Raw genomic sequence first — 26,705 nt, 5'->3', positions numbered from 1 at the left:
GATCGAACGGTTTCTAGGCAAACAATGGGGTGCCTGCACTTATATCCGTGCAGTCAAAGATTAGCTCAATTTGTTGAGCTGGATACCGCTAGTACGGCTCAGCTGAAAAGCAGCGCCTTGAGCGCGACGCCATCAAAGCAGACCGATGCCGACGTCGCGATAGCGGTGCACGGTTTTCAGGTCAAGCTCTGTTGACTTCTGCGTGTGCTGGCGAAGACGTTTCCAGCGCTCGCACGCCAATGCACATTGCTAAGGCGGCGATTGCCAATGTACCGATGAGCCACACCTGCCACATACCGTAGCTTGAGGCGACGACCGCAGCCGAGGAACTGAACGCGGCCAAAGCGTATCGCTGAGCTCGTAGATCGAGGTTGGCTATCGCGCCTAGAATCGCAAGCCCGATCGCAGCGAGAAGCACGGCGCCCACGGCACCGAGCTCAAACCACGTTTGCAGATAAAGGTTGTGAGCATGGAGCGACAGAGAGTGCGGCCAGCGGTCATTGCCGACAGTTACTGCATTCTTTTCCAGCTCGGGCCCGAGGATACGCGTCATGTTTGCGCCGACGCCGAGCCAGGGATTCTCCAGCGTCTTTTCTGCAGTGAACTTCCAGATTATCAGCCGCGACTGAATGGATGATCCGAGCGCATCGACCTGTTGCAGGTTGGCCTTGTAGGCGGCAAACGCCAGCGGAATCACTGCAAAGCATGCGATTAGCCACCCCGTCATCACGCAGCGGCGTGCCCAGCGCACCGACTTGCTGGCAAGCGCAAATACGCCAATTCCCGCAACAAGTGCGATCTGCGACGATGCATGGTTCGAAAGCAGTAACGTCACGGCAGCAACGGCGAACAGAACGAGGGCGAACACCACGTTGTTGGGGCGGCGCCAGACGGCCATGATCGCCGCGACCGGCGGCCAGAGATAAACGCCCACGCCAGTCATATTGCGTGTCATGTCATCCGCCATGATGCTGTCCAGAATGCCATCCTTCCAGACGTAATAGTGGACCGGCGTCAGATCCCCTGGCTGAAAACCCAGCATATTCAGCGCGGTCACCTTGATGATCCGACCGGTGAGTTGCTCCACCAGAAGAAACAGTGCGCCGATCAAAAGGCCAAAAAACACACCTTCCGCCATATGAATGATGTTTGGGCGCGTCTCCTGTCGGATCAGAGCAGTCATCATCCAGAGCGCGGCGACTGTGCCCCCGACCAGCACCCCCTTCTCCAGAGGCACGGCCGGAACGTCGGCCCACATCATGCCGAGAAAAATGTAACCAACCAGAACCGCAAGCAACAACACCACAGGACCCGGCCGAAACTGGCTCATGTCGAGTTCGTGTCGACGGAGCAACGCCGACGCCGCAAATCCTAGCGCAACCAACCAAAAGCTAATCGCAAGCGTTCGGGGACTCATGAGCGCACCGATCATCGCCACCATTAGGAGCGTGCCAAGCACAATCCCCCGACGGCGCGACGTCAGCCCCCCATGTCAACGACTTCATTTGAAAACACGGCCCTGCCCCCCCTGGATCGCAGCAAAAAGTCCAGCCTCCTAGCATACCCCGGCGGATCCGGGTCGCTATACCACCAAGCCGGCAGCGAGCCGCTGATCGATATGCCGCTTCAATACTCGAAAGTGCCGACGCTTCATAGACGGGCTACCGGCAGCATCGTCCCGCTCACAAAACAAGCGGCGTTGGCCTGGCACCTAGCTCCGTGGACACTAAGATAACGTGTTTGGCGGAACTAGAGAGTTCGGACGCAGATACGAAAGTTCAGCGATCCGCACAGGGAGCGCGTGCCTCTGTAGTTTCGCACTACGACGCTTGTAGTCAGACGAACGGCTTCGCAGCTTGCAGATCAAGCGCCATGCTGCCGGACAAGCCACCGATGAGCGGGCCTTGATGGTTGCCGGTGGTTCATAGAATTCTCGAACCGGAACCAGCAGCGAAGGCCGAGCGAGAGGCGGATCGGTGTAGCGGACAGGCCACCGACAAGCTCATGGAAGAGGCCCTTGCGGTGGCGCGGCGATCTTGATGCCGACCAGCAACGGCCTGATGAGCTTGGCCCGGACGACCAGCCATTCGGTGAGATGGTGTCGGCAGTCCTATCTGACCGCGCCGAAGAGAAGGCATCCCGGTGCGGCCCCTAACGCAGCTAAGCAGGCCGGTGTTGAGGCTGTGAAGTTGCCCGCGCAGAGTAACTGTCGAGCAGGTTAGCAATGTGATTGCTGCCTTTCCAAATCGCAACCGCCCTAGCGAACTTCCGATGCGCTATCGAATGGCGATTATACATTGCAGGTATTCATACGCTGAACATCATTCTCGGCACTGTGTTTGATTTACGACTAATTCAACAGACCATAATCAGCACACGTCATTATTGAGGACAGAACTGCCGAATCAACTGCACATAAGATGTGCGCAGAACGTTGCTGGCACCTAGATTACAACGGCAGTTGTTGTCTTTTTCGGTTCGTCATCGGCCTATGCCCCGGCATTTTGAGACGCCTAGAAACAAGGCGCGATATTTGGCGCCATTAATACATTGAGTTCAAATCATTCTCGAAGAGGACTTGAGATGCGACGTTCTGCTCATGCGCATTGCTGCGCTATGCTCGCTTTCGGGACAGCCGCCGCTCTAAGTATTTCAAAAGCTCATGCTCAACAGCTAATTGCAAATGGGACGACTGAAACCGCCAACGGCTCGTACAGCACGATTACAAACAACGCCAACGTGCTTTGGGCCTATAATGGAGGAGTGATTGATAGCAGCGGGTTTGTCACAATAACTTCCAGTGGAACCAATTCCGCCGGCGTCCGTGCGGAAAATGCAAATGCTGAAATTAATCTACTGCACGGCGTGGCGATAAACATCTCCGGCAACTCGTACGGGCTACACGCGTCAAACACAGCCGACATTACAATTAACGGCGGCACAGTTGTCACATCTGGTGCCAGCGCGTACGGAGCGCATTCAACCGGCTTTAGTGTCATCGCGCTGAACGGCGTTGAGATCAGTGCGGCGTCCCGCACCTTGTCTGCTGAGTCCGGGGGCTTGCTTATGGTCAACGGTGGCGCGGTCAATGCTACGGGCATTGGAAGCACCGCCGCTTATGCAAGCGGATTTTCTGCACTTATCACATTGGAAAATGTAGCTGTCACCACAGCCGGCACCAATTCCCATGGTTTGAATTCTCAAACCACCGGGCGCATCGTCCTCAATGGCGGCACGGTATCTACTGCCGGTAGTGCGTCCTATGGAGCGTTTGCAGACGGTTTCACGTCCACCATTACGATTGAAAACGGTTCTGCGATCAGCACGGAAGGCCAAAACGGCTTCGGACTTTATGCTTATGACTCGGCCCAAATCACTATGGATGGCGGCACGGTCAGCACAAACGGTCAATCGGCACACGGCGCCTATGCAGGCACCTTATCCTATATTGAACTGACTAACGGCATAAATATCAACACTACTGGCTCAAGCAGCTATGGTTTGTACGCGGACCTTGGCAGCAGCGTCATTGGCAACAGCATTACGGTTAGCACCGCTGGTGCTGACGCAGCAGCAGTAGTGTTGGAAATCGACGGTTCCGTTATGGTCTCTCAAAGTACGCTTACGACTTCCGGAACAAATGCCGATCTCGTACGCGCTACTGGCATCGGCAATGCCATGACTACCTACAACAGCACGTTGAGTGCAGTGGATGGTGCGGGCTTTAGGGTTCAAAATGGAATGCTGCTCGCTACTGTCATCGATTCGACAGTTACCGGCGGAGAAGAATTGCTGAACGTTGATAGCACAGCGACACTAAACCTCAACGCCGTCGGCTCGGCCGTTACGGGATCTGCTATCACGGCTGCGGGAGGCGCTTCCAATCTCTATCTGCAAGCGACAGACTGGACTGTCACCGCTGACTCCAACGTGACTAGCCTAACGAACGGTGCCGGCAGTCTCGTGCACTTCACGCCGCCGGGTTCGAGTGCGGGGCCGTTCAAAACACTGACGGCGGTGAACTACATCGGTCAGGGTGGCACTTTCGGTATCAACACGGTTCTGGGCGCTGATGGATCGCCATCCGATATGCTGGTGATTGATACTGGAGCGGCCACCGGCACCTCGCTGCTCAGCGTCAATAACGTCGGCGGCGCAGGTGATCTCACGCAGCTCAACGGAATTATTGTCGTCGATGCGATCAACGGCGGCTCGACGGTGCCGGGACTGTTCTCACTTGCCGCCCCGGTCATTGCTGGTCCTTATGAATACTCGCTTTATCGCGGCAGCGTTGATGCCACCAACCCCAATGCCTGGTACTTGCGCTCAACTCTCGACTGCGCACTCGATCCTTCCGCGCCGATCTGCGGCCCTGATGTTCCCAACTACCGGCCGGAGACATCGCTCTACGCCGCCGTGCCGGCAATGACGCTGCTCTACGGCCGTCTGATGCTCGACACGCTGCATGAGCGGCGGGGTACGTCGGTCAGTTCATACGCTGAAGGCGCACCGAATGCAGCATGGGCGCGTGTGATCGGTCAGCACGGCGATCGCGATGGTGGTAAGGGCGGCATCTACGGCGCCGGCCCCAAGTACGATTATGACTTCTGGGCTTTCCAGGGCGGTGTCGACCTTTATCGCGATGGCGATGTCGGCACGTCACGCAATCACGCCGGTGCGTTCTTCGCCATCGGCCGCGGCTCGGGCGATGTGCAGCACATCGGCGACGGCAAGGCTGGCGAGAATTCTTTCATGGCCTATAGCTGGGGCGCCTACTGGACCCACTACACGCCAGAAAATGCTTACGTCGACGCGCTGCTGTTGGGCTCGTGGTACGATATTGACGCCAAGTCGAACCGCATCGACAAGCTCAAAACCGATGGCGGCGCCTTCGGTGCCTCGCTCGAAGGTGGCTATCCGGTTTACACCGGCCCCGGCGGCTTCAGCATCGAACCGCAGGCGCAGCTCGCCTATCAGACCATCAACCTCAACAACGGATCGGATGTCGCCGCGCAGGTGCACTTCGATAACGTCAATTCACTGGTGGGACGCGTGGGCGTTCGCTTCGCGCAGGACTTCGGTACGCCGACCTGGCTGACCGGAGCACCGTCAACCTTCACCGCCTGGGTGCGTCCGAACTTCTGGTACGAATTCCTCGGCGATCCGAAGACAAAGTTCTCGTCTGCCACCGGGTTCATCCCGTTTGCGGCCGACATGGGCGGCACCACGCTCGAGATCAACACCGGCTTCTCAACCGACATTGGCGATGGCGCGGCGATCTACGCCAACGCGTCCTACCTTGTCGGCATCGGTGAACACGCCGACGGCAACGCCTACGACGGCAAACTCGGCGTCAAAGTCGCTTGGTGACGGTCGCGTGTAAGGCGCTCGGCAAGGGCCGTTGACGGGCGACGCTAGTTCACTGTCTCGGGTGCCCCTTCAGAACGCGCCGTAGGCCCTACTGGTTTTCACGCGACACCGACCAAGCCGTGCAGGACCACAAGGAAGCTCAGATCGACGCTGAGCTTGAACGGTTCATGAACCACGCCCTCGGAGGGCAACCGTCAGCGAAGCCTTTGCCGCCGACCGGGGGCTGATCATTGCCGCCACCTACGTTGAGAACGAAAGCGGCGCTTCCCTTCAGCGACCGGAGCTATTCCGGCTGCTGGCCGATAGTCGTCCCGAAGACACCAAGCGGAACGCCGCTATTCTCGCCATGCTCCGTGACGGTCGAAGCTGGAATAGCATCATCGACGCAACCGGGTGTTCACGGTCGACGCTGGCACGGTTGAGCAAGAGGCTGACAGAGAGCGATGAAGCATGAGTGCTCGCAAAGTCGGCTCATGCACTAGGTCCGGAACGGCGACAATCTATCGACGGCCTTTTCCCTTCTTGTCAATCAGCACTGCCTGTTGCCATCGGCTTGGCGCCTTGTCGGTGCGATGAATGCAACCCGCCCAACAGCAAGGCCGCTTACTCCCCTCTAGCAGTTCGTCACAGGCCCGCGCGATGCGACGCTGGCGCGTCGTTGCCTGTTTTGCGTCGTCGATCCAGCAAATGAACTCGTTACGCCCGAGCGGAGTGAGATTTTCCCAGAGTGTCAAAACCTCCGGATTAGATCGCACTGCTGCTTGAATATCTTCAGCCGCTTCGTGAACGGTGCCATGAAAAAAAGCGCTTGCCACAAGACCTCCGCATAAGCCTGAGCTAAATGAGAACAGCCATGTTCCGACTTTGCCCCTGCGTCAGGGAATGTAAATTATTGGCAGTCGAATTTCAAATTAAGACACTATCCAAATCCTCCAGTCGTCAAAACGTCGACAATCCTTAATGACTTCTCGCGCTATATCATCGCCTGGAAACTGCGTACGACGATGCGTGCCGAAGACGTCACCGATACGTTGCAACTGTCGTTGGCAGCATCAGGCTGCGACGGCCCTCGTGTCGCGCACAAGCAGCGGCTCTTGAGCGACAACGGCTCGAGCGACGTCTCGGCTGAACTTGCTGAATGGCTTGAAGGCTACGGCATGGATCATGTGCGCTGTGCGCCCAACCGTCCCCAGACCCAGGGCAAGATCGAGCGCTGGTACCAGACCTTGAAGAACCGCATCCTGCTGGAAAACTACCATCCACCCGGCGATCTCGAACGATCCGTGCGTCGCATCGTCGAGCACTACAATCACGCCTGCTACCACGAGAACCTTGGCAACATCACCGACACTGCCGTCGAGGGGACGAAAGCGATACCCGATAGTGAAGAGCCTGCGGTCGGCCACCGCCTTCGCCACGGAACAATTCGTTTACGGCTTTAGCTTCCGAAGGCCGAGCGCGTCGTAGCAAAACCGATGACCGCCCAGATTAATTGTGAGCGCGGCACTGTCCTCCAGCGCCATCTGCGGAATCAACTCGGCGCTCAGATCAACGCCAGGCAGCCAGCGACTGGGTATGGTCAGGACGCGAATTTCGTGGCCAAACGGCCCTATCGTACCCTCAGGCATAGCGACCAGAACGTCGTCAGCGCCGAGGCGTGTCCCAATTCGTTCATCCAATGGAAACGCGAGATCTATCTGGCCAGAGAAACACCGCTTCCAAGGCAGCAATACGTGTTGGGCGAGATAGGTATCGGCCGCCTTCTGCCCGTCGCTCCGTTCACGCGCGCCGCGCCACGCAGGGTTCACCTTCTCAAGCTCGCAGGTCAGGGCTTCGAGCGCGTGAGGATGGGTTGCCTGCTCCACAAGCGTTCGGTTCATCTGCGGTATCGTCCAGGTGGAGTTGTCGCGAACCAGACGCCGGGTCGCCTCTAGCATGACCAGATCGCGATAGGGACCATGGTCGCCCCCCATTCCGAACTGCGCCTTAGAAAGCAGCGGTGCCAGATCATCGGGACTGAGCACAACGAGTCGTGGCGCCTCGAAACCTGCAGGCCGAGCGTTCTTGGCATGGCGGTGCAGGCGACCGATACGCTGCAGCAATACGTCGGCGGGGCACAGATCGGTGATCATGAAATCGGCACAGATGTCGAGGCTTTGCTCCAGCGTCTGTGTTCCGATCAGCACCAGCCCCTTCGTGCCTCGTTCCGCATACATTTGTGCGCCGATGACTGCATCGAGCAGTTCGCGATCCTCGCGCGCGAAGCGACCGTGGTGCAGCGTCGGCACGCCCTCACACCGAAAGAGCGCCGGATGGTTCGGTGCGAGTGCAAACAACGCCTCGGCGGTCGCGACGGCGGCGTGCTGAAGATTGCGAATAACGAGTACCTTGGCGCCTTGCTCAGCTGCTTCCAGTGCGAGGCGCGCAATCGCCACCGGGTCGCCAATACGCGGATCGAGGTTAAGTGTAATCTGCTTTGTCCGGCCAGAGCCGTCGAAGTGTTTTGGCTCTGGATCCTGTGAAGTCGAGATCGCCGGGTAGTGAGCACTCGAGAGCTCGGCCAACGGCTGGTCGTCGTTAGGCGTCAGCCCGAGAAGTCTATGGCGCGCGGTGGAGCCAAGCGTTGCCGATAGCAACAGTGCGTGCCCGCCCGCGCTGGCGTGCTGGTCTAATAGCGATACAAGCAGCCGCTCCATGTAGACGTCTGAGGCATGTACTTCGTCCACGACGAGCAGATGCCGAAGCAGGCTGGACGAGCGCATGTGCGCGTGCCGTGCCTGGATTGCGCCGAGCAGCGCTTGATCTATGGTCCCGACCGAGATGGAGCCGGCAAGAAACCTTTTTGGATGTTCAGCAGCCCAACGTTCTCGCCGCAAATTTGCATCAGGGCCGTCGTCCCACTGCACATCAAAATCAGGCAACGTCTTATAGCCGACGCCGTCCGATTTGGCGTAGCCGGGTACGGCCAGAATAACGCAGGGACGAGCACCGCTCGGAAAGATGCGCTGTACTGCTTCTCGGATGCGTTCTTCTATACTTTTTGCAGCCACGCGCGTCGGCAACGCGAAGTAGAGTCCATCGACCTCGCCGCGTTCGAACAGGCGCGCAAAGCGGTAAAGCGCGGCCTCAGTCTTGCCGGAGCCGGTCTCGGCTTCAAGAATGACAACCTGCCCGTCAACATCGCCAACCGCTTTCTGAATGGGACGCGGCTCGTGTTCCGATACACTTGCGAACGACACGGCAGGCAGTGCTTTGCGCTTGGCGGCAGGATCGAAACCGTATACTGCGAGAAGCTGCGGCGCTGTCGCGCGCGCGTTTGCGATGCGCGCCATGCGGTCCGTCGCGGGTTCGATGTAGAGCGGAAATGCATTGGCATCGGAGCCGATCCAATCCGCCAGCATCACAAACCCGGACACTGCATGCCAGAAGCGCGGCGCATCCGGCAGCGGCAGATCGTCGATGTCGAACGCTTCAGGAAACCAGTCGTTGCGGATGGCCTGCGCCAGCGGCGCAAGCGCGGCAATCGGATCGTAGTTGGCACGCGGGGTCCACAGCGTGGCGACGTGGTTCTGACTGTCACCGTCGATTAGTTGCTGCGAAATCGGGCGGCCATGATGCGCGGCCACGGCGCGGGTCGCGGATTCCCACGCACCCCACGCGGCAAATTCCGCGCACATCAGTGTTGCGGCGAGGCGCGAGGCCAGACCGGGCTGGGAATTTGAATAGAGCAGCCCAAGCCCGGGCAGAACGTGTCCCACCGGGGGCGCCTTTGGATCGCGCCGGGCCTGGAAACCGTGGTTGGCCTTGCCGAAGTCGTGCAGTGCCACGTGGGCGCAGAGCCTCGATCGCCAGATCGGGGGGAAGTCACGTTGGCCCGCGAGCGCTGCAAGGCGACGCGTGACGAGCGGAACCTGCAGCACCGCTTCGAAGACCGCCGCCACATCTGCTGAGTGATCGACCAGCGACAGCCACTTTCGCCCAGGAAAATCCGTCTCTGCTCTTTCGAGCTTTGCCCACAGTTTGTTTATCATTTGTTCTTGATCCCGCGCACGTTGTACTATCCAATCTCCTCTAGTGAGCACAACAAGATTATGTCCTGGGGGCCGCATGGATGAGAAAAGGGGAATTTTCGGCAACCTGCTTAGCGACAACGTTATCCGGGCCTGCGGTCGGGATCGCGAGATCCAGTCGGTTACCCTGCCCCAGTTACTCGCCCTTCTGATTGCCGATGAAATCGAAAGCCTGCCGGCCCTCCGGCCCCACCAGCGCTACCCGCTGCATTGCTTTCTTGCCCAGGTCGGCGCCATGGCATTGTTGGCCGCAGGCGAGAGCACACTGCCGCGTGATGCAGCCAATTGGCGCGATTTGTTGCGCGGCCTGACGCCAGATTTTCCGAATGAGGAGCCGTGGGCTCTTGTTGTGGATGACCTTTCCAAGCCGGCTTTGCTGCAACCGCCTATTCCGGAAGGCACATGGGAGGCGCTGAAAGAAATAGAGGTTACGCCGGACGCGCTCGACATGCTCGTAACCTCGAAGAACCACGACCTGAAGGCCGCTCGGCTGGAGCGCGCAGCCGCTGAGCAATGGTTGTATGCGCTGATCGCGCTTCAGACCTTCGAAGGGTTTCTTGGACGCGGCAACTACGGCATTTCGCGCATGAACGGAGGGTTGCGTCACGTCCCTTCATCGGCCTGGCCCCCGCCACGGGCGGCTGGGGTGCGCACATTGCGCGCGACATTCGCAGGCTTGTTGATCACCGTGCCGAGATCATTGCAGATGACACGCTCCACAAACCAGCGGGCGGATGCCGGCTGTTGTGGCTTGAGCCTTGGGATGGCCAAACCTCTTTCGATCCTCGACAGCTCGACCCCTATTACGTCGAGATCTGCCGTCGGGTGCGGTTGCAAAATGAAAACAACCGCATTGTGGCGCAGCGCGGCTCGAGCGACGCGGCGCGCATCAACCAACCCAAAGCCAAACATCAGGGCAAAGACTTCACGCTGCCCACCGGCGATCCGTGGACTCCAATCGAGAAGGATAGCGGCAAGCCCCTGACGCTGGATGGCTCGGGTTTTCACTATCGCCGCATCGTGAACCTGCTCGATGGCCAGAGGTTCATTCCAGCACCGCTGCAAACAGTTTTCGACGCCGACACAAACGGCCCCATGCAGATGGTCTTTGCCGCAGTCGTACGGGGGCAAGGCGAGACGCAAGGCTATCACGAACGACGCATCGCCATCCCCGAGCGGCTGCGGCCGGCTTTCATGCGGAAAGCTTCGAGCGGCGACAGCGATATGGCGCAAGTTGCCAGCCAACGCGTTTCTGCCGTCTCCAAAATAGTTTCGACAGCTCTGAGGCCAGCGCTCTTCGCGCTCTATCAGGCAGCTGCTGAGAACATCGATTTCAAGGATCCGAAGGCCAAAGCGAAAGCGGAAACGTCTGTCGATCAGTTCGAGAGTGCCGTTGATGAAGACTTTTTCGACCACCTGTTTGATGAGGTTGCCGAGCCGACAGGTTCGGCTGCGGCCAACGAATGCCGCAGGCGCTGGATTGAAGAGTGCCTCTGGCCAAGCGCGCGCAACGCACTCGCCGCAGCCGAGGTCGGGTCGCCATTCAGCGGCGTGCGTTGCTATCGGGCCCGTGGTGCCGCGAAAGCTAAACTTGATGGCGCAATCCTCGGAGCATTTCCCGATCTCCTGAAACGGAAACCAGCAGCATGACAGACGAAATCATTGACGATGAAACGCAGTCGTCATCGACAAGCGAAGCTGGCAAGCAGCCGCCCCTGCTCGAACGCATCGCGACCGAATTTCGCCGGCTCAACGCTGCCGCAGCCACGGGCGATCTGGCCGCCCTGCGCAGAATGAACGGCTATGCCGTTCCACCGGCAGCGTTCTACCGCATCATGTCCCGCGCCAACGCGCCTGAGATGGGGCCTGAAACCGTCCGCCGCTGGGCGCGCGCTGTCGCAATCATGGCGCAGCGGCCAGATGCATTGCGCGCGTCCGGCTTAGGGAGAACGCTCAAAGACATTGGCCTCAGTGAGCAAAGGCTCGACATGCTGCTGCATGCGCGTGGACCTGCCCTCTACGACCTTGCGCAGCGCACCGCCGTGCGCATCGCTCGAAGCCACGAATATCTGCCATACCGCGATCTTTGCCTGATGGTCCTGTACGACACAGATCCCCAAACAGACGACGTTCGTATCGGCATAGCGCAATCTTATCTGCGCGCGAACAGCAATTCGTCCGCCATCGGAACACCGATCTGAACTCCTGCCTGCCCCGTATTTTTTCAACCGTTATTGGCCATGAAGGATTGATCATTCGATGAGCCCCGCGCCGCGCTTCCTGCAGATCCATTTCCTAACCTCCTATCCCGCAACGCTGCTCAATCGCGACGACAGCGGGCTGGCAAAACGCTTGCCCTTCGGAGAAAACACCAGCCGCACACGCATCTCGTCGCAATGCCTGAAACGCCATTGGCGCAAGCCGGGCGAAACCGACGCCGACATCAAGCGTGAGCCATGGTCGCTACAAAGCATCGGTGCGCCGATGGCCGTTCGGTCTCGCGAGATTCCGGAACGGAAAATCAAGCCGGCACTGGCAGACCTCGGCACGGAGGAAACCCGCGAAGCCGCTATCGCGGCCATCACGCGACTGCTCTACACGCCCGGCAAAAAGGAGGCGCCGGCGATCAAGGACCGTCAGGCACTATTAATCGGCGATGTTGAAATTGCATACTTGATAGAGCGCGTGCGCACCATCCTCGCGGATCCGGCAGCCGACACGGCTGGAAAGGTCGATGCGGCCATCGAGGCCTGGTTCAAGAAGGGCGAACAGAACAACCTCAAGGCAATGCTCAAAGACCGTCGCGGGGTCATAGAGGCCGGTCTCGAAGCCGCCCTGTTCGGACGCATGGTGACATCGGATCCTGATGCCAACACGGACGCAGCGATCCATGTTGCGCACGCGTTCACGGTGCATGCGGAGGCCGCTGAACCGGATTATTTCACCGTGGTGGACGATCTCAAAAGCGCCGATGGTGAATCCGGCGCCGGCGGCCTGTTCGATACAGAGCTGACCGCAGGTTTGTTTTACGGCTACGTCGTCGTCGATGTTCCGCTGCTGGTTTCCAACCTGGGAGATGACGCTGCACTCGCCGGCAGGGTTGTCGAACACCTGGTCCATCTCATCGCTACCGTTTCCCCCGGCGCCAAGAAAGGCTCGACTGCTCCGTATGCTTACGCAGATCTGATGCTCATCGAGGCTGGCAATACCCAGCCGCGCACGCTTGCCAATGCCTACCGGACGCCCTGCAAAGCCTTCACCGAAGCGGCCGTCGGCGCTATGGGGCAATATCTGACCAAGATAGACCGCGCCTACGGCAACCCGCCCGCACGCGCGCACCTGTCCATCGATGCCGCCGAGGTGCCCGGCTCAACTCTCAAATCGATGGATGATCTGGCTTCCTGGGCGCGTGATCTTGTTGTCGGTCAGGCTTAAGCTATGCCACAACACCTGATTCTGCGTCTCGAAGCGCCGCTGATGGCCTTTGGCGGCACCATGATTGACGCCAACGGCCCCACACTTGATTTGCCGATCCGCTCCATGGTGACCGGGCTGATCGCCAACGCACTGGGCTGGCAGCGCGGCGAACGCGAGCGGCATCAGCGCCTGCAGGACCGCCTTGTCGTGGGCGCCCGGCTCGACCGTCCAGGCACTGCTTTGCGCGATTTCCAGACGGCGCAACTTGGCGGCAACGACAAGGCCTGGACGACACGCGGGTTGCCCGAAGGGCGGGCTGGCGGTGCGAACACGTACAAATCTCCTCACATCCGCCAACGACATTATCGGGCCGACGCCTTTGTCACTGTAGCTCTACGCCTCGATCCACCTGAAGAAGACCCAACACTTGCGACGATAGAGGCCGCTCTACGCGCGCCGGCCCGGCCTTTATTCATCGGTCGCAAGGCCTGCCTGCCGTCGCGGCCGGTGCTCGCTGAGCCAGCGCTTCAAGCCGACAATATTCTTGTCGCGCTGAAGCTGGCTCCACTTGCACGACCAGATATTCCGCGCACCCAGCATGGGGATGGCAAGCAAAAGGTGCGCTTCGCAGTTCCACCGTCAGAATGCTCCGACGATATGCAGCGCCAATCAAGACTACTGGCGGATGTGCGCGACTGGGTTGCCGGCGTGCATGCCGGCGAAAGCCGCATCGAACACTTCGCTCTGCCAACAGAAGAAATTGCCGCTGCAATATCTGCGGAGGATTTGCCATGACAAGCGCACATTCAAGCCTGTTCATGATCGAATTCAAGCCCGACATGCAAAGGGCCATGGCTTGGATGCTGGAGCAGCCGCGCAACATCGTTCGCCCTGGCCATGATGACGGCTATGGCTGGCACGCGCTGCTCGCAGCAGCATTCGGCGATCTGGCCCCGAAGCCCTTCAGATTGATCGAGCGGACCGGGGGCGCGCCACAACTTCTCGCCTATACCCATCACGATCCGTCCGCCCTCGTCGAGCAGGCACGCGTCGGCGCCTCCCCCACAGTCTACCGCGCCATTGGCATCGACGGTATCGCCCACAAGCCGATGCCGACGAAGTTTCACATCGGCCAACGCCTTGGCTTCGAGGTACGTGTTCGCCCCACGGTGCGCCAGGACTATCGCGACCCAGCAACCGGAGCCGTCGATCGCCGGCGCTCGCGGGAGCGCGACGCGTTCCTGGCTGCCGTTGATGCCGCCGCGCTACCTCGCGGCGAACGCCCAGAGATCACCCGCGAGGCGGTGTACCACCATTGGCTCGCCAACCGACTCAATGAAGTGGCGACCATAGAACCCGGCTCCTTTGACCTCGCTCGGTTGAATCGCGCCCTGCTGCTGCGGCCAAAACAGATGGACCGCAAGTCCGATCCAACCCAGCGCCGCGAACTTGTACGTGTCGGTTTGCTCAAGAGCGGCGCCCAAGGCGAACAGGGTGGTTCTCCTGACGCCACTCTGCAAGGCACGCTCTCCGTGACAGATCCCGAAGCCTTCGTCGCGCTGCTCGGGCGCGGCATCGGGCGCCATCGTGCCTTCGGTTTCGGCATGCTGCTGCTGCGTCCGGGCATGCGGAGGTGACGCCATGCTTGTTGGCCGTCTCGGTCTCGATAAGGCCCGCGTTCCGCACGCCGACCGCCATGGCGTCATCTATCTCGACCGCGGGCGGCTGGAAGTCGAAGATGGCTGCCTGCGTTTCGTAACCGCGGGCGGTGGTGCGCTTGCTGCAGGCGATTATCAACTTCCACACCAGTCCGTCTCCATTTTGCTCATCGGACCAGGTTCCAGCGTCACGCACGACGCCTTACGCATTCTCGCCGCACACGGATGTGCTCTGGCCGCCGTCGGCACCGGCGGCGTACGTTTTTACACTGCCCCGCCTCTGCTACCCGATACTTCGACCCTCGCACGACGGCAGGTAATGCTGTGGTCGCAGCCCAGTGAGCGCATCGCGGTCGCGAGAGCCATGTACACGTTGCGCTTCGGCGAGGAGGTCAAGGCCCGCACCCTCGACATGCTGCGCGGCATGGAGGGCGCGCGCCTTAAACGTCTGTACGAACTGACTGCACAACAGTTTGGCGTCGCATGGAATGGCCGCCGCTATGACCGCAACAATCCCAACGCGTCTGACCTGCCCAATCAAGCGATCAACCATGCGGCGAGCGCTGTCGAAGCAGCAGCAGCGGTCGCAGTCGCCGCAACCGCCACCATTCCACAGCTCGGCTTCATCCATGAAGACAGCGGCCAATCCTTTGTGCTCGATGTTGCCGACCTCGTCCGCCACGACGTAACACTGCCCATCGCATTTGCTTCCGTGAAGCACGTCATGCGGCGCCGCGACGACAACCTTGAACGTGTTGTGCGCACCAAGGCCGCTGAAGTGCTTACATCCTCTCAAGTGATTTCAAGACTGATCGATAATATCAAATCACTCGTCGGACCGCCCGACCTCATGAACCGCAGTGCTGATGTGACGCCAGCAGAAAATTGCAGTCCAACGCCGAAGCCTGCGCCCGACCAACGCAGTCAAACCGGGGACGACTGAGCAATGCCTCTTTGCATCGTTGTCACACGAGATGTCGAAATGCGGTACCGGGGCTTCCTGGGTTCTGTCATGCTCGAAATTGCGCCCGGATTTTACATGGGGCCGCGCGTCACCAAGGGGGTTCGCGAGCGGATTTGGAGCGTTATGCAGGATTGGCACGGCCACCTTCAGCGCGGCAGCGTAACCATGGTTTGGCGTGAGAAAGGAGCTCCGGGCGGATTGCGAGTGCAAGCCCTGGGCGAGCCTCCCAAGGATCTCGTCGAGCACGAAGGTTCGCTTCTCGTTCGCAGAGCTCAACGCGGGCTTTGACCGGTGTTCTTTGACAAGTGAAGCAATATCAGTCTCTTACCAAGGAGAGGCTCCTCCGCCCACGCGGAGATCGACCCGTCGAAGGTCGCCAAGCGCTTCATTCTCAAGGGGCTCCTCCGCCCACGCGGAGATCGACCCGACGTTGCCGATGTACGTCGCGGCTACGAAGAGGCTCCTCCGCCCACGCGGAGATCGACCCTATTTTCACGCGACACCCCCGAGCAATTACCCGGCTCCTCCGCCCACGCGGAGATCGACCCTGTGCCGGGCCGGATTTCCGGGAACCACTCACGGCTCCTCCGCCCACGCGGAGATCGACCCTGCTGCAGCGAAGGCTGCCGAAGCGACCAAAAGGCTCCTCCGCCCACGCGGAGATCGACCCAGATCCCCCGTTTATTCCCGCGGGGCCATGGGGGCTCCTCCGCCCACGCGGAGATCGACCCCGGGTCAAAACAACGTCGACGGCGCCCCGCCCGGCTCCTCCGCCCACGCGGAGATCGACCCTTGAGGAAGTCGCGGTTGATCGGCATCCAGTCGGCTCCTCCGCCCACGCGGAGATCGACCCTATTGGTTGCCGCGCGACGGCGGCGATTGGACGGCTCCTCCGCCCACGCGGAGATCGACCCGGGGAGACGCTGGCGGCATGGCTGGCGAAATGGGCTCCTCCGCCCACGCGGAGATCGACCCAGACATAGCGACCGGGCCTACCATCAGCGTACGGCTCCTCCGCCCACGCGGAGATCGACCTCTCGAACAGATGGCCACGATGCTGGGATACGAGGCTCCTCCGCCCACGCGGAGATCGACCCGGGGAGACGCTGGCGGCATGGCTGGCGAAATGGGCTCCTCCGCCCACGCGGAGATCGACCCGTACCGCTCAATCAGCCAGTCTTTGTTGCTAAGGCTCCTCCGCCCACGCGGAGATCGACCCGGTCCTTTCTTGTCGGGGACATGCCGGGCTCGGCTCCTCCGCCCACGCGGAGATCGACCCGCCAGCGTAAACACCTTCACGGCTTCGATGCCGGCTCCTCCGCCCACGCGGAGATCGACCCTCGTTGGCCATCGCGACTGCCTCGCTCGGCGTGGCTCCTCCGCCCACGCGGAGATCGACCCGATCCCCATACAGGACATCGTTGCCGGCGATGGGCTCCTCCGCCCACGCGGAGATCGACCTCTCGAACAGATGGCCACGATGCTGGGATACGAGGCTCCTCCGCCCACGCGGAGATCGACCCGCATGTCTAGCCACGTCCGCAGCGTGTTGCTGGGCTCCTACACCAACGCATTATATCTTGTCGGCATCAGCGAAAACGCCGACGGCAACGCCTACGACGGCAAACTCGGCGTCAAGGTTGCGTGGTGAAATTCGCCATCCGATCCAATGTTCAGCGCGTTGCCAGTACGCCGTCAGACGCAGTACTGGCCAATAGGCCTATGGACTAAGATCAATGCCTGCCGAAAATACGAAACGTGCGTCGGTGTCGCTGCTACTGATATTGGTGTCCCAGTATCGGAAGTCGAAGAAAAGGCGTTCGACGTCGAGGCGCAAGCCAGCGTTCCAGTACACAATCGACTTGTGCGGATCGCCATCAACATCGACAAAATAGCCACCAACGTAATGGGCGTTTTCGGCCAGTCCCCACCGGCCAACCGTTGCACTAAGGGTCGGAGTAAAAACGCCGACATTCTTAAGTTTGTAGCTGACATCGCCTTGCAGCGTTAAACCCTCCGGCAACGCCAAACCCTGCTCCGGCGCGTAAAAGCTGGTTGCGCCGATTGTCAGATTTTCTGTTGGCGACACTGACATGCCCAACTTCAATTCAAAAAAATCCCGATCCCACACTCCGACACCGCCACCACGTACGCCGTAAATGTACCACAGCAACCCCATGTCCCATTGGATCGCACCGGTTGTACGTCGTATGCCGATATAAATATCCTGCTCCCACGGGCCGAGCGCGCCATAGCCAATGTCATCGGGAGACCCGCTATTGATGTTCTCAGCCGACAGTGCAAGATACGCAATGCCATACGTGAACTCGACGTACGCGTTGATCATCGGCTCGCCCTGCGTGAATGACACGCCGCGGAACATGTAATCTGTGGCGCCGGTCATAACGGCAGAATACGCAAAGGTGGCCGGCTGATCAGCCAGCGCTGCTGGCGCAGCTACAAGGCTGAGCAAAGCGGCAGCCGTCACGCTCTTGCGACTCTTCATCAACATTTTGCGCTCCACATAGTTTCCGCGTCTGCATCCAGTTTCCCGGTCGATCAATCACTTCCAAACCGTGCGGAAGGAGCACCAATCGGACAGTGTCCGACTGGTGCCTGCCATCCGGGAGGTATCGTCAGTCGATCTGGACGTCAGCCAAAGCGAAGTGGCGCACCGTTTTACGATTGGCGATCAGTTCATCCATCGTGGGCTCTTGCTTCATCGCCCGCGACAGCGCCGTGGTCATCGCTTCGTAGTTGTTTTTATAGAGTTCCTTTTTATCCAGGTTGGTGTCGGTAGCCGTACGCGGATCAAGCCAGACCGTCGTGATGATTGCGAGATCGTTGGCTTGGTCCTTTGGAATGATGCCGTTTGCAACGGCGTCGACGATCGCATCGCCGAGCGCCGCCTGCACAACGCCACCCAACAGATCAATGTATTCAGCGCTCATGATCGTCACCTTCGACGTCATGATCGCAGACGGGCGAACCTGCTGATTACAGTCACGCAGGATGAACATGCGCGTGTGACCAGCAGACTGGCCCATGAGGGTTGCGAAGGCAGTGCCGACCGGCCCTTTTACCGAACCGATGACAACTTCAGGCATTGCGTCAGTCACCTGCCCCTCGGAAGCAAATACTGTCGCTTCACCCGTCCTGAACCAGATCTCAGACATTAGTTCCTCATGTTTCCTTGAATGCGGATTAGGCTCACTTCGACGCGATATGCGTCCTGCAGAACCCGCGCAGGTTCTTGCGCCGATGCATCGGTGCACGGGTGTGCACCCTGCAAACGGCATCAACCCAATTGAGCTTTCAGCTCTTTGGATATTTCAAACATGTCGCCCACGATCCCGTAGTGGGCTTCGCTGAATATCGAGGCTTCGGGATCCTTATTGATGGCGATGATGTGCGGGACATGCTTCATGCCAGCCAAGTGCTGCACCGAGCCGGAGATGCCCATCGCCACGTAGACTTTGCATGCGCTAACCGTCTTGCCGGACTGGCCGACCTGGCGAAACTTCGGCAACCAGCCATTGTCAGCGATCGGTCGCGAACATCCGAGAGTGAAGCCCAATGCACCTGCAAGATCTTCAAACTCAGCCACGTTGTCTTCATCTGCAACACCGCGTCCGATGGAAAGAATGTATTCGGCCGCAGTCAAATCTTCACCATCGCCAGCCGCTGGCTCGTGGAACGTAACGTGCTTCGTTCTTGCGTCTGCCTTTGGCGCTTCAAAGCTGGTCACGCTTGGCGAACCGGTTTCCTCAGGCGCCTTGAACGCACTCGAACGCAACGTCAACACAACCGTTTGCTTGCCGGGAAACTCCAGTTCAACGTGTACCTTTTCCTGGTAGGCTTGCCGCACGGCCAGCAAATCGTCACCGTCATAGCGTGCGCCGAATACGTCGGTCGCAAAGCCGAAGCCGCCTTTTGCCGCCAGCGCCGGCGCATAGCCGAGACTGTCGATGCTGTGCGGCAGAAGCACAGCTTTCGGCGTTCGATCGGCAATCAGTGCAGCGACCGCAGCCTCATATTCGTCGCTTTGAAACTCAGACGAAGGGAGCGCCACACTGACGATTTCGTCGACGCCGGCGAGCGACAGCGACGGAATAATCCGTTCAGGCTCGGCCCCCAATACAGCGACAATTACTTTGCCGCCCTTTGCGCTGGCCAGCTCCTTCGCCGCGCCAATCGCTTCGGCGACCGTAGCGTTCAGCACTCCGCGACGCTGCTCGCTGATAACGAGAATATCGGCCATGATGTCAGGCTCCCTTCAGTTCGTTTACGATCTCGATGAGGCGTTTGACCTGCTCGGGAGGAGTTCCTGTAATGAGTTCGGCCTTGCTGCGCTCCGGGATGTACATCCGCCGCACTCGGGCAGCCGATCCGGTCTCACCCAACTGGTCTGTGGAAACGCCGAGATCCGCTGGCGAAAGCAAATCGACGGTTTTGGTCTTCGCCTGCTTAATTCCGCGCAACGATGCGTAGCGCGGCTCGTTGATACCGAGCTGAATTGTCAGCACAGCCGGAAGCGCGACTTCAATTTCCTCTTCGACGCCACCTTCCAGCTCACGACGCACCGTTAGCTTTCCATCGGCTGCGGAATAGTCGAGCGCCGACACGACAGCCACGTGCGGCCAGCCTAACAGTGCGGCAACCGCGATGCCGGTCTGTCCGTGCGCCTGATCCGTCGACTGCGTTCCAGCCAGTACGAGTTGCGCGTCTTCCTTCTTTGCCGCTGCAGCAATAAGGCGAGCAATTGCGATCGGATCTGATCCGGCGACGCTATCGTCCCATACCCGAATGGCTCGCTCGCCACCCTTTGCAAGACACTTGCGCAATCCATCGTCGGCACTTTCATCGCCGACAGTCATCGGAACGGCCTCCACCGTCCCTTCGTGCTTCTCCATCAACTGCAGCGCGGTCTCCCACGAATAGTCATCCCATTCGTTGAGCTCAAACTCTATGCAGTCAGGATCGATCGACCTGCCATCGTCCTGGACATCGAAATCCTCATCGAGAATTTCGACCTGTTTAACCGGTACAAGTATTTTCATAGCTATTTTCCTTTGCGTTTGAGGCGCGAGGTAGATTGACGACAGCGTCGATGTCGGACCAGCAACAGGACCGCTGCGTAATTTCCCGTTCCAATCCCGTGCGCGCCAACCTAGTGGCCGCCATGAACCGCACCTGCGGCTCCGGATCGGACAGCAGCGCGAGCAGCGTCGACATCGGCAACGTTGGCTGCTCGACGAGGGTGATACGGTTGAAAGCGTAGGGGTCTTCCGACAACTGTCGGAGAAGCGCCGATGGCGCATTGGGATTAAGGATCACCGCCCGGCGCAGGTCCGCGTTTTCGCTTGCCGCGATGCGCTTCAACCATCTGCCGGGCGCGGCAGGATTCTTTCCAATTCCGCTCAAAACATCGGTGTCATCCTCATGCGCGAACAGGCGCATCACATCGGCTTCAAGATCAGCGCGGAAGCTGACGCCTGCACGAACCCATGGATTCTTGTCCGTCGCCAGATGACGCAGCAAATGCTGCGGGCAGCTGACATTGCGCGCAACGCTACGGCGGACATCGGACGCGGCGTCTTTCGACAGCAATGCCAGATGCTCAACGTCCAGGCTTGGATTGCGCGCCAGCCATCTGCGCACAGCTGCACATTCGTCATTGGCGAGGCGCGCCACGAGTTGTGCAGACAGATCAACTCGGCGCGCTGTCTGTTTGCGCACAGATGCTGCCGGATCACTTTCGTCGATGTCACAAGCGGGAATATGCTTGATGGCTTCCACCCGCACGGCGGCAACCGGATCACTCAGCAACACGATAAGCTGGTCATGCGTAACGCTCGGATTGCTTGCGAGCTTCCGCCGGATCACGTCACAGCTTCTGCCCAATGCCGCTGGCAGCAGATCATCTGGGCATCGGGGGTGAGCCGCTATCTCGGCGCGCAGATGCTCGTCGTCGTTGGCGTTGTGCCACAGCGTACCCAGAAGTTCTTCCGTTGCGCCAGGATTGCCCGCAAGAACGCGCCGTTCGTCCTTGCTCGCGTCAAGGGCAATAGCCTCCAGAATATCGGCCGGGGTCGACGGGTTTCCTGCCAACGAGAACCTGATGACCGGCAAGCCGCTGGCACGAAAGGTAGCCAGCAAATCCGCCGACGCGTTCCGATGAGCGGCTATGCCTCCCAGTGAGTGCTCGTCCGTCACCACCCGGCGCATATGCCTGAGCGCCTCTAACGGCGTGCGCCCATTGCGGATGATGTGGCGATTAAGCTGGTGGTCGTTGAACCTCGCCAACGCCGATAGAATACTCGGCGGAACGAACACGGCCCTGGCCCAGCGAATGCGTGAGCGCGGCGTCCGGAACAGCATCGTCTCAATCGCCTGCCGCAGTCCAGCATCGGCAAAGCCGTGGATCGCCGCAGCAATGTATTCGTCGCTGCAGTCCCAGAGCTGCTGACTGGCAGTCATATTTGCATACGCACAATTCATGGCCGCCCCCTCACGCCGGTTCCGCAACATGCTCTTGAGCAACAACACTTATGGCGCTGTCATCCAGGCACTCTGCGATCAGCTCGACGACCTCACGAATTTCAAAGTTGTCTTCGTTGTTCGTCGTCTTGCGCGCGTCCTCCAGCATGTTCATGCATTTCGGGCAGCTGACGACAATCGTCTCCAGGCCTTCGATCGTAGCGGCTTCACGCACACGATTTTCTGACGGCTTTTCCTTGCCGACCGGATCGGGTGTCCAGATACGGCCGCCGCCAGCGCCGCAACAAAACGAGTTGTCACGGCAGCGCTTCATTTCCACGAGATCGGCACCGAGCTTGCGTATAGCGTCGCGGGGGCCGTCATAGCCTTTGTTGTAGCGTCCGAGATGGCATGGGTCGTGGAACGTCACACGGCGGCCATCCAGGCCCTTCTTCAGCGGAATGCGTTCCTCGTCCAGCAAGCGCGCAAGAAATGCGCTGGCGTGTTCCACATCGTAGTTGCCACCAAACTCGGGATACTCGTTCTTGATGGTGTTGAACGAGTGTGGATCTGTCGTAACGACGCGCTTGAAATCGCAATCGTTCAGCAGCGCGATATTGCTTTCAGCCAGATGCTGATAAAGCCCTTCCTCGCCCACGCGGCGCACGTCATTGCCGGAGTTGCTTTCGTCCTCGTAGAGAATGCCGAAATCGATGTTCGCCGCCTTCAGGATGCGCGCGAAGTCCATCGACACGCGCTGATATCGCGGATCGAACGATGCGAAGTCCCCGACAAACCACAGCACGTCGACAGCCTCAGTCCGCGCGTCCTTGATCTCGAAGTCGAGCTTTTTGGTCCACGCCGGGCGCTTCTTTTTCGTTTCGCCGAACGAGTTTCCGCGCTTCTGGATATTCTGTAGCGCCTTCTGAACCAGAGGGTCCATGTCGCCCTGCTCCACCAGTGCTCGGCGCATTTCCACAATCACAGGAACATGCTCGATGCCGACCGGGCAGATCTCCACACAGGCCGCGCAGGTGCGGCAGGCCCACAGCGTTTCGGTCGGCACCTGAAATACACCGTTGCCCTGTGCGATCAGCTTTTCCGGTTCCGGCTGCCGGATGCCTTCCAGCGTGTTCTCAGCCAGTTCGCGCAACGTCAGGATAAGATCGCGCGGCGACAGCGGCGCACCGCTTGCGTTGGCCGGGCATGCCTCGTGACAGCGACCGCACTTGGTGCAGGCATCGAAGTTCAGCAACTGCTTCCAGTTGAAATCCGTGATTTTGGAAGCACCAACCGTGTCGGCGCTCATGTCGACGGGTGGAAGCTTCTGAACGGGCAGCGGGTCTCGCAGCGCCAGCGACGACATGGCGGTGAAGATATGCTTTGCCTTGCTGTACGGTATCAATGCGATGAAGGTCAGCGAAATGATCGCGTGGAACCACCAGATGCTGATGCGCAGTGAGCCGGCACCTTCCGGCGTGAAGCCGACGAGCGAGAGAGCGTTCGCGACGACTGCGCCGACGGGCGACCACCACCTGTAATCCCAGACCGTCGGTGTATTCTGCAACCACAACAGACGCGCGCCTTCCAGCACAAACCCCGTGATGCCAATGATGATCAGCAGACAAAGGAACGCCCAATCTTCAAACTGGTAGAAGCTGCGGTTGGCGTCCGGCGCATCGGCAGCGCGATCGGGACGTGCATAATTGAGTTTCGGCGGCTTCAGCCAACCACGGCGCGCCATCATGTAAACGAGGCCGGCAACCAGCCAGAGTCCGGCCAGATCTAGTGCCAGCGAAAACAGCAGATAGAAGTTGCCGTGCCAGAACTTCAGGCCGATGAGCGGTGCCAGGATGTCGTATTCAAGTGTGATCGTCGCGGTGCCGATGAACAGCAGCGCGAAGCCGAAAAATATCAGTGCGTGCGCATATCCAGCGCTCCGATCGCGACGGCGCAGCGTTCGGTGCGTGCCAACCGACACCACCATCTGCAGCAAGCGATCCTTGAGCGGCGGCAACACTTTGCGCAGCGATTGGCCACGCGCGTACTTACGGTATTGAACAAAGCAGCCATAGAGAAAGACCGCGATCGCTCCAAATCCGACAACGTAAAATACGCCAACGGCCCAGCCAGGGAAGCTCTCAAAGAGAACCCGTGTCACGTCCTCGGGATTATGATTTCCGTCAATCATCATGGCATGTCCGGTCCCGCCGGTGGCCTACGGGGGCCACCGGCTTTGGGTTTAGCTTGGGAAAAACGAACGCTGCGGCTTACAGCCGATAGCGGATTTCGGATGTCGCGCCCGGCATGTGCGCAACACCCCACACCGCAACCTCGCGGCGATAGGGCTGCGGATACTGAGGGTTCGCTTCCTCAATCTCGCGCGCAATCCGGTGTCCATCGAAAGTAGCGTCGGCAATCAGTTTCGGCGCCAGGGCGTCACCGATCAGGTAGACACCTTTGATGTCGTTGGACGCCCACTCGCTCTGGCGTTCCTTGATGCCGCGGAACAGCGACACATTCGATGACCGACCCGTTACGAGAACAAGCGTGTCGAATTCATGCCATTTGTGGGTTCTGTTTTCCGTGCGCGGACTTTGCCCAACACCGTTGAACTGAATCTTGTGGCCATCGCCCCAAACGTCATACAGCTCAATGCGGCCTTCCTCTGCGCGCGAAGCCCAAACATCGCTGATGATCTCGATGTTGAGTTCGTTGAAGAGGCGACGGATATTCGGATACTCGAGCGTGAAGTGCATGTACCGGCCAAGGTCTACACCCGTAGCAACCTTCACCTCATGGCCAGCTTCCGCAAGTTTGTGCGCCAGGCTCGGCGCCATGTAATACGGATCAGCGTTGAGGATCAGAACACGTTTTCCGATCGGCTTGCTGCCTGCAAATATCTGCTCAGGCGTTACCATATAAGGCAGATCAGCATTGATGCCGGGAATTGGTGCATGGGTCAGTGCACTGTTGCCGTCACGGTTCCAATGGGCACCGGTTGCAATGACGACCTTGTCGGCGCCGTACCCCAGAATGCCATCAACATCCAGCGGCTTTGCACCAAGAGCGATCTGTGAGTCGCGATTCTTTTTCACCAGCTTGTTGAGCTGCGTCTCGCGATAATCGCGGTGATATCCCCACTCGCCCAGTCCAGGCAGGGATGCAACGTTATTGACGTAACCGCCAATCTTGTCGGCCTGATCAACAAGATGAACCGTGTATCCACGCTCCATCAGAACGCGCGCGCATTCCGAACCCGACGGGCCAGCACCGACGACAAGAATGGTGTCATCTGATTTCTTCGGTTCAAACTTTTCAGGATGCCAACCGCGGCGATACTCTTCACCGGCCGTTGCGTTCTGCGTGCACACCATGGGCGGCCCGCCAATTTCCCATCGCGATATGCAGACGTTGCAGCCGATGCACGTACGAATATCGTCGACGCGTCCTTCCTTGATCTTGTTGGGCAGAAACGGATCTGCAATCGACGGACGCGCGGCGCCTATGATGTCGAGCTGGCCTGCCCGGATCACCTCCACCATCTTTTCCGGATCGGTGAAGCGCCCGACTCCAAGCACCGGCTTTTTCGACACGAGCTTGATGAAGCGCTGCCAGGGCAACTGATGACCCATGCGATGGAAGCGCGACGGACCGGCATCCTCGCCCCATTCCGCGATCACACCGACGTTGACGTCCCAGACATCAACCAGCGGATCGGCTAGTTCGACGAAGCGCATGCCATCATCTTCGACCTGAATGCCCTCCTGCCCGCTGAGCGAATCCACCGCAAAGCGCGTTGCGATGGCGCAGTCGCTGCCTACGGCACCGCGGACCTTCTCCAGGGTTTCGAGCCAGAAACGGGCGCGATTTTCCAGCGACCCGCCATAACCGTCGGTACGCTTGTTGTAGAATGGCGAAAGGAACTGCAGCGGCAGATACGCGTGGGCGCCGTACACATAAACGATGTCAAACCCGGCATCGCGTGCGCGCAATGCTGCATCAACATAAAACTGCTGCACCATCTTGATGTCGTCGAGATCCATCTCCTTGCAATAGGATTGGGTCTCGAAGTCCGAAGCGTACTGGCTCGGACCGCGCGGAGTTTGCCGACTTTCCAGACACGGCGCGTGCGGACCGCCGTACCACAGCTCAACACCAACCAGCGCGCCGTATTTGTGCACCTCATCTGTCATAGCTTTGAGATTGCGAACGTCGCCCTCATCCCAGATCCGTGCGGAAACACGGTTCGTGTCGTCGGATTCGGGATGAATGGAGCAATATTCCGTATTGATGCCGCCCCAGCCGCCTTCAGCTTTCATTGAGCGATGGGCTGCCTGAAATCCAGGCTTATCGCTACCGGCGCCGATGCAGTGCGGCACCTGATAAAAACGGTTCTTCAGCGTTTTGGGACCGATTTTAATCGGCTCGAACAACGTCGCATACTTCGAGTCCATGAGCGTTTCCCCAGTCGAAACATGCTCAGACCAGATAAGGAACAAGGGCACCCGTTCCCCCTCACGAAGAGGCAGGCCAATGAGCTATATTGTTTTTTTGCAAACAGGCTCCCGTTCGGAAAAAGCGCTGCTTTTCCCGGCGAATTCCCGTATCAGTTTCATATGCAGACGTGGCCGATCACCAAAGCAAAGTGCCTGTGATCGAACTCACGCGCTGGTCTATCGCAGCGTTCCCTTCATGCTTGGTGCTTCCTCCGGTTTCGTAGTTTTTATTAATTCAAACTAGGTC

At 59.3% G+C, this 26,705-nt stretch carries 20 protein-coding genes, 1 pseudogene and 1 CRISPR repeat array; of the genes and pseudogenes, 10 read left to right on the top strand and 11 right to left on the bottom strand.

The window, feature by feature from the left end; all coding sequences use genetic code 11:
* Positions 1 to 181: 181 nt before the first annotated feature.
* Complete coding sequence (locus C6Y62_RS13120; RefSeq protein ID WP_173954283.1) at positions 182 to 1,441, bottom strand: O-antigen ligase family protein; 1,260 nt, start codon at positions 1,439 to 1,441, stop codon at positions 182 to 184.
* 1,625 nt (positions 1,442 to 3,066) lie between these two features.
* Between C6Y62_RS13120 and C6Y62_RS13115 the strand changes: the two genes are divergently transcribed.
* On the top strand, positions 3,067 to 5,370 hold the full coding sequence (locus C6Y62_RS13115; RefSeq protein ID WP_173954282.1) for an autotransporter family protein: 2,304 nt from the start codon (positions 3,067 to 3,069) through the stop codon (positions 5,368 to 5,370).
* A gap of 500 nt (positions 5,371 to 5,870) precedes the next feature.
* Here the strand turns inward: C6Y62_RS13115 and C6Y62_RS13110 are convergent, their stop codons facing one another.
* Entirely contained in the window at positions 5,871 to 6,185 is a 315-nt protein-coding gene (locus tag C6Y62_RS13110) for a YdeI/OmpD-associated family protein (protein WP_173954281.1), read from the bottom strand.
* A 78-nt stretch (positions 6,186 to 6,263) separates the two neighbouring features.
* Between C6Y62_RS13110 and C6Y62_RS13105 the strand changes: the two are divergent.
* A pseudogene (locus tag C6Y62_RS13105) lies at positions 6,264 to 6,716 on the top strand (DDE-type integrase/transposase/recombinase); the annotation flags it as partial.
* 84 nt (positions 6,717 to 6,800) lie between these two features.
* Here the strand turns inward: C6Y62_RS13105 and cas3 are convergent.
* Together cas3 and C6Y62_RS13095 are read right to left on the bottom strand one after the other, a co-directional pair.
* Complete coding sequence (gene cas3 / locus C6Y62_RS13100) at positions 6,801 to 9,401, bottom strand: CRISPR-associated helicase Cas3' (RefSeq protein WP_173954280.1); 2,601 nt, start codon at positions 9,399 to 9,401, stop codon at positions 6,801 to 6,803.
* 175 nt (positions 9,402 to 9,576) lie between these two features.
* Positions 9,577 to 10,047, bottom strand: coding sequence for a hypothetical protein (locus C6Y62_RS13095; RefSeq protein ID WP_173954279.1), 471 nt, complete (start codon positions 10,045 to 10,047; stop codon positions 9,577 to 9,579).
* A gap of 137 nt (positions 10,048 to 10,184) precedes the next feature.
* Between C6Y62_RS13095 and C6Y62_RS13090 the strand changes: the two genes are divergently transcribed.
* From C6Y62_RS13090 to C6Y62_RS16660, 8 genes are all read left to right on the top strand, one after another.
* Complete coding sequence (locus C6Y62_RS13090; RefSeq protein ID WP_173954278.1) at positions 10,185 to 11,090, top strand: hypothetical protein; 906 nt, start codon at positions 10,185 to 10,187, stop codon at positions 11,088 to 11,090.
* Positions 11,087 to 11,641, top strand: a complete 555-nt coding sequence (gene casB, locus C6Y62_RS13085) for a type I-E CRISPR-associated protein Cse2/CasB (protein WP_173954277.1) — start codon at positions 11,087 to 11,089, stop codon at positions 11,639 to 11,641. The genes C6Y62_RS13090 and casB overlap by 4 nt, the downstream gene beginning before the upstream one ends.
* Positions 11,642 to 11,699: 58 nt before the next feature.
* Entirely contained in the window at positions 11,700 to 12,875 is a 1,176-nt protein-coding gene (cas7e, locus tag C6Y62_RS13080) for a type I-E CRISPR-associated protein Cas7/Cse4/CasC (protein WP_173954276.1), read from the top strand.
* Between the two features lie 3 nt (positions 12,876 to 12,878).
* Positions 12,879 to 13,652, top strand: coding sequence for a type I-E CRISPR-associated protein Cas5/CasD (gene cas5e / locus C6Y62_RS13075; protein WP_173954275.1), 774 nt, complete (start codon positions 12,879 to 12,881; stop codon positions 13,650 to 13,652).
* On the top strand, positions 13,649 to 14,494 hold the full coding sequence (locus C6Y62_RS13070; RefSeq protein WP_173954274.1) for a type I-E CRISPR-associated protein Cas6/Cse3/CasE: 846 nt from the start codon (positions 13,649 to 13,651) through the stop codon (positions 14,492 to 14,494). The genes cas5e and C6Y62_RS13070 overlap by 4 nt, the downstream gene beginning before the upstream one ends.
* A gap of 4 nt (positions 14,495 to 14,498) precedes the next feature.
* Entirely contained in the window at positions 14,499 to 15,458 is a 960-nt protein-coding gene (gene cas1e, locus C6Y62_RS13065; RefSeq protein WP_173954273.1) for a type I-E CRISPR-associated endonuclease Cas1e, read from the top strand.
* Between the two features lie 3 nt (positions 15,459 to 15,461).
* A complete protein-coding gene (cas2e, locus tag C6Y62_RS16845) occupies positions 15,462 to 15,767 on the top strand; it encodes a type I-E CRISPR-associated endoribonuclease Cas2e (RefSeq protein WP_173954272.1) in 306 nt (101 codons plus the stop codon).
* Between the two features lie 48 nt (positions 15,768 to 15,815).
* A CRISPR array of direct repeats spans positions 15,816 to 17,002; the repeat unit is 29 nt; unit sequence GGCTCCTCCGCCCACGCGGAGATCGACCC.
* Between the two features lie 2 nt (positions 17,003 to 17,004).
* A complete protein-coding gene (locus C6Y62_RS16660; protein ID WP_276510024.1) occupies positions 17,005 to 17,130 on the top strand; it encodes a hypothetical protein in 126 nt (41 codons plus the stop codon).
* Between the two features lie 69 nt (positions 17,131 to 17,199).
* Here C6Y62_RS16660 and C6Y62_RS13055 read toward each other — a convergent pair whose 3' ends face one another.
* From C6Y62_RS13055 to C6Y62_RS13025, 7 genes are all read right to left on the bottom strand, one after another.
* The gene (locus tag C6Y62_RS13055) at positions 17,200 to 17,991 is read right to left on the bottom strand and encodes a TorF family putative porin (RefSeq protein ID WP_173954271.1); all 792 of its coding nucleotides are present in this window, start codon (positions 17,989 to 17,991) and stop codon (positions 17,200 to 17,202) included.
* Between the two features lie 124 nt (positions 17,992 to 18,115).
* Entirely contained in the window at positions 18,116 to 18,655 is a 540-nt protein-coding gene (fae, locus tag C6Y62_RS13050; protein ID WP_173954270.1) for a formaldehyde-activating enzyme, read from the bottom strand.
* Between the two features lie 122 nt (positions 18,656 to 18,777).
* Positions 18,778 to 19,740 carry an electron transfer flavoprotein subunit alpha/FixB family protein gene (locus C6Y62_RS13045; RefSeq protein ID WP_173954269.1) on the bottom strand — a complete coding sequence of 321 codons (963 nt, stop codon included), beginning with the start codon at positions 19,738 to 19,740 and terminating at the stop codon, positions 18,778 to 18,780.
* Between the two features lie 4 nt (positions 19,741 to 19,744).
* Positions 19,745 to 20,539: an electron transfer flavoprotein subunit beta/FixA family protein gene (locus tag C6Y62_RS13040; protein ID WP_173954268.1), complete on the bottom strand. Its 795-nt coding sequence runs from the start codon at positions 20,537 to 20,539 to the stop codon at positions 19,745 to 19,747.
* Positions 20,517 to 21,959, bottom strand: coding sequence for a hypothetical protein (locus tag C6Y62_RS13035; RefSeq protein ID WP_173954267.1), 1,443 nt, complete (start codon positions 21,957 to 21,959; stop codon positions 20,517 to 20,519). The genes C6Y62_RS13040 and C6Y62_RS13035 overlap by 23 nt, the downstream gene beginning before the upstream one ends.
* A 31-nt stretch (positions 21,960 to 21,990) precedes the next feature.
* The gene (locus C6Y62_RS13030) at positions 21,991 to 24,153 is read right to left on the bottom strand and encodes a heterodisulfide reductase-related iron-sulfur binding cluster (RefSeq protein ID WP_246274674.1); all 2,163 of its coding nucleotides are present in this window, start codon (positions 24,151 to 24,153) and stop codon (positions 21,991 to 21,993) included.
* A 76-nt stretch (positions 24,154 to 24,229) separates the two neighbouring features.
* On the bottom strand, positions 24,230 to 26,416 hold the full coding sequence (locus tag C6Y62_RS13025) for an oxidoreductase (protein ID WP_173954266.1): 2,187 nt from the start codon (positions 26,414 to 26,416) through the stop codon (positions 24,230 to 24,232).
* Positions 26,417 to 26,705 lie beyond the last annotated feature (289 nt).

Origin of the sequence: Hyphomicrobium sulfonivorans (genome assembly GCF_013306565.1) — a bacterium.
GTDB lineage: Bacteria > Pseudomonadota > Alphaproteobacteria > Rhizobiales > Hyphomicrobiaceae > Hyphomicrobium_A > Hyphomicrobium_A sulfonivorans.
Note: the sequence above shows the minus strand (reverse complement) of the source record. Positions and strands in the feature narration are given on the sequence as shown.

What these genes read in the sequence shown, in the direction of transcription:
- C6Y62_RS13120 (WP_173954283.1), bottom strand. Translation starts at nt 1,441, where the DNA reads ATGGTGGCGATGATCGGTGCGCTCATGAGTCCCCGAACGCTTGCGATT.
- C6Y62_RS13115 (WP_173954282.1), top strand. Translation starts at nt 3,067, where the DNA reads ATGGTCAACGGTGGCGCGGTCAATGCTACGGGCATTGGAAGCACCGCC.
- cas3 (WP_173954280.1), bottom strand. Translation starts at nt 9,401, where the DNA reads ATGATAAACAAACTGTGGGCAAAGCTCGAAAGAGCAGAGACGGATTTT.
- casB (WP_173954277.1), top strand. Translation starts at nt 11,087, where the DNA reads ATGACAGACGAAATCATTGACGATGAAACGCAGTCGTCATCGACAAGC.
- cas7e (WP_173954276.1), top strand. Translation starts at nt 11,700, where the DNA reads ATGAGCCCCGCGCCGCGCTTCCTGCAGATCCATTTCCTAACCTCCTAT.
- cas5e (WP_173954275.1), top strand. Translation starts at nt 12,879, where the DNA reads ATGCCACAACACCTGATTCTGCGTCTCGAAGCGCCGCTGATGGCCTTT.
- C6Y62_RS13070 (WP_173954274.1), top strand. Translation starts at nt 13,649, where the DNA reads ATGACAAGCGCACATTCAAGCCTGTTCATGATCGAATTCAAGCCCGAC.
- cas1e (WP_173954273.1), top strand. Translation starts at nt 14,499, where the DNA reads ATGCTTGTTGGCCGTCTCGGTCTCGATAAGGCCCGCGTTCCGCACGCC.
- cas2e (WP_173954272.1), top strand. Translation starts at nt 15,462, where the DNA reads ATGCCTCTTTGCATCGTTGTCACACGAGATGTCGAAATGCGGTACCGG.
- C6Y62_RS16660 (WP_276510024.1), top strand. Translation starts at nt 17,005, where the DNA reads ATGTCTAGCCACGTCCGCAGCGTGTTGCTGGGCTCCTACACCAACGCA.
- C6Y62_RS13055 (WP_173954271.1), bottom strand. Translation starts at nt 17,991, where the DNA reads ATGTTGATGAAGAGTCGCAAGAGCGTGACGGCTGCCGCTTTGCTCAGC.
- fae (WP_173954270.1), bottom strand. Translation starts at nt 18,655, where the DNA reads ATGTCTGAGATCTGGTTCAGGACGGGTGAAGCGACAGTATTTGCTTCC.
- C6Y62_RS13045 (WP_173954269.1), bottom strand. Translation starts at nt 19,740, where the DNA reads ATGGCCGATATTCTCGTTATCAGCGAGCAGCGTCGCGGAGTGCTGAAC.
- C6Y62_RS13040 (WP_173954268.1), bottom strand. Translation starts at nt 20,539, where the DNA reads ATGAAAATACTTGTACCGGTTAAACAGGTCGAAATTCTCGATGAGGAT.
- C6Y62_RS13035 (WP_173954267.1), bottom strand. Translation starts at nt 21,959, where the DNA reads ATGACTGCCAGTCAGCAGCTCTGGGACTGCAGCGACGAATACATTGCT.
- C6Y62_RS13030 (WP_246274674.1), bottom strand. Translation starts at nt 24,153, where the DNA reads ATGATGATTGACGGAAATCATAATCCCGAGGACGTGACACGGGTTCTC.
- C6Y62_RS13025 (WP_173954266.1), bottom strand. Translation starts at nt 26,416, where the DNA reads ATGGACTCGAAGTATGCGACGTTGTTCGAGCCGATTAAAATCGGTCCC.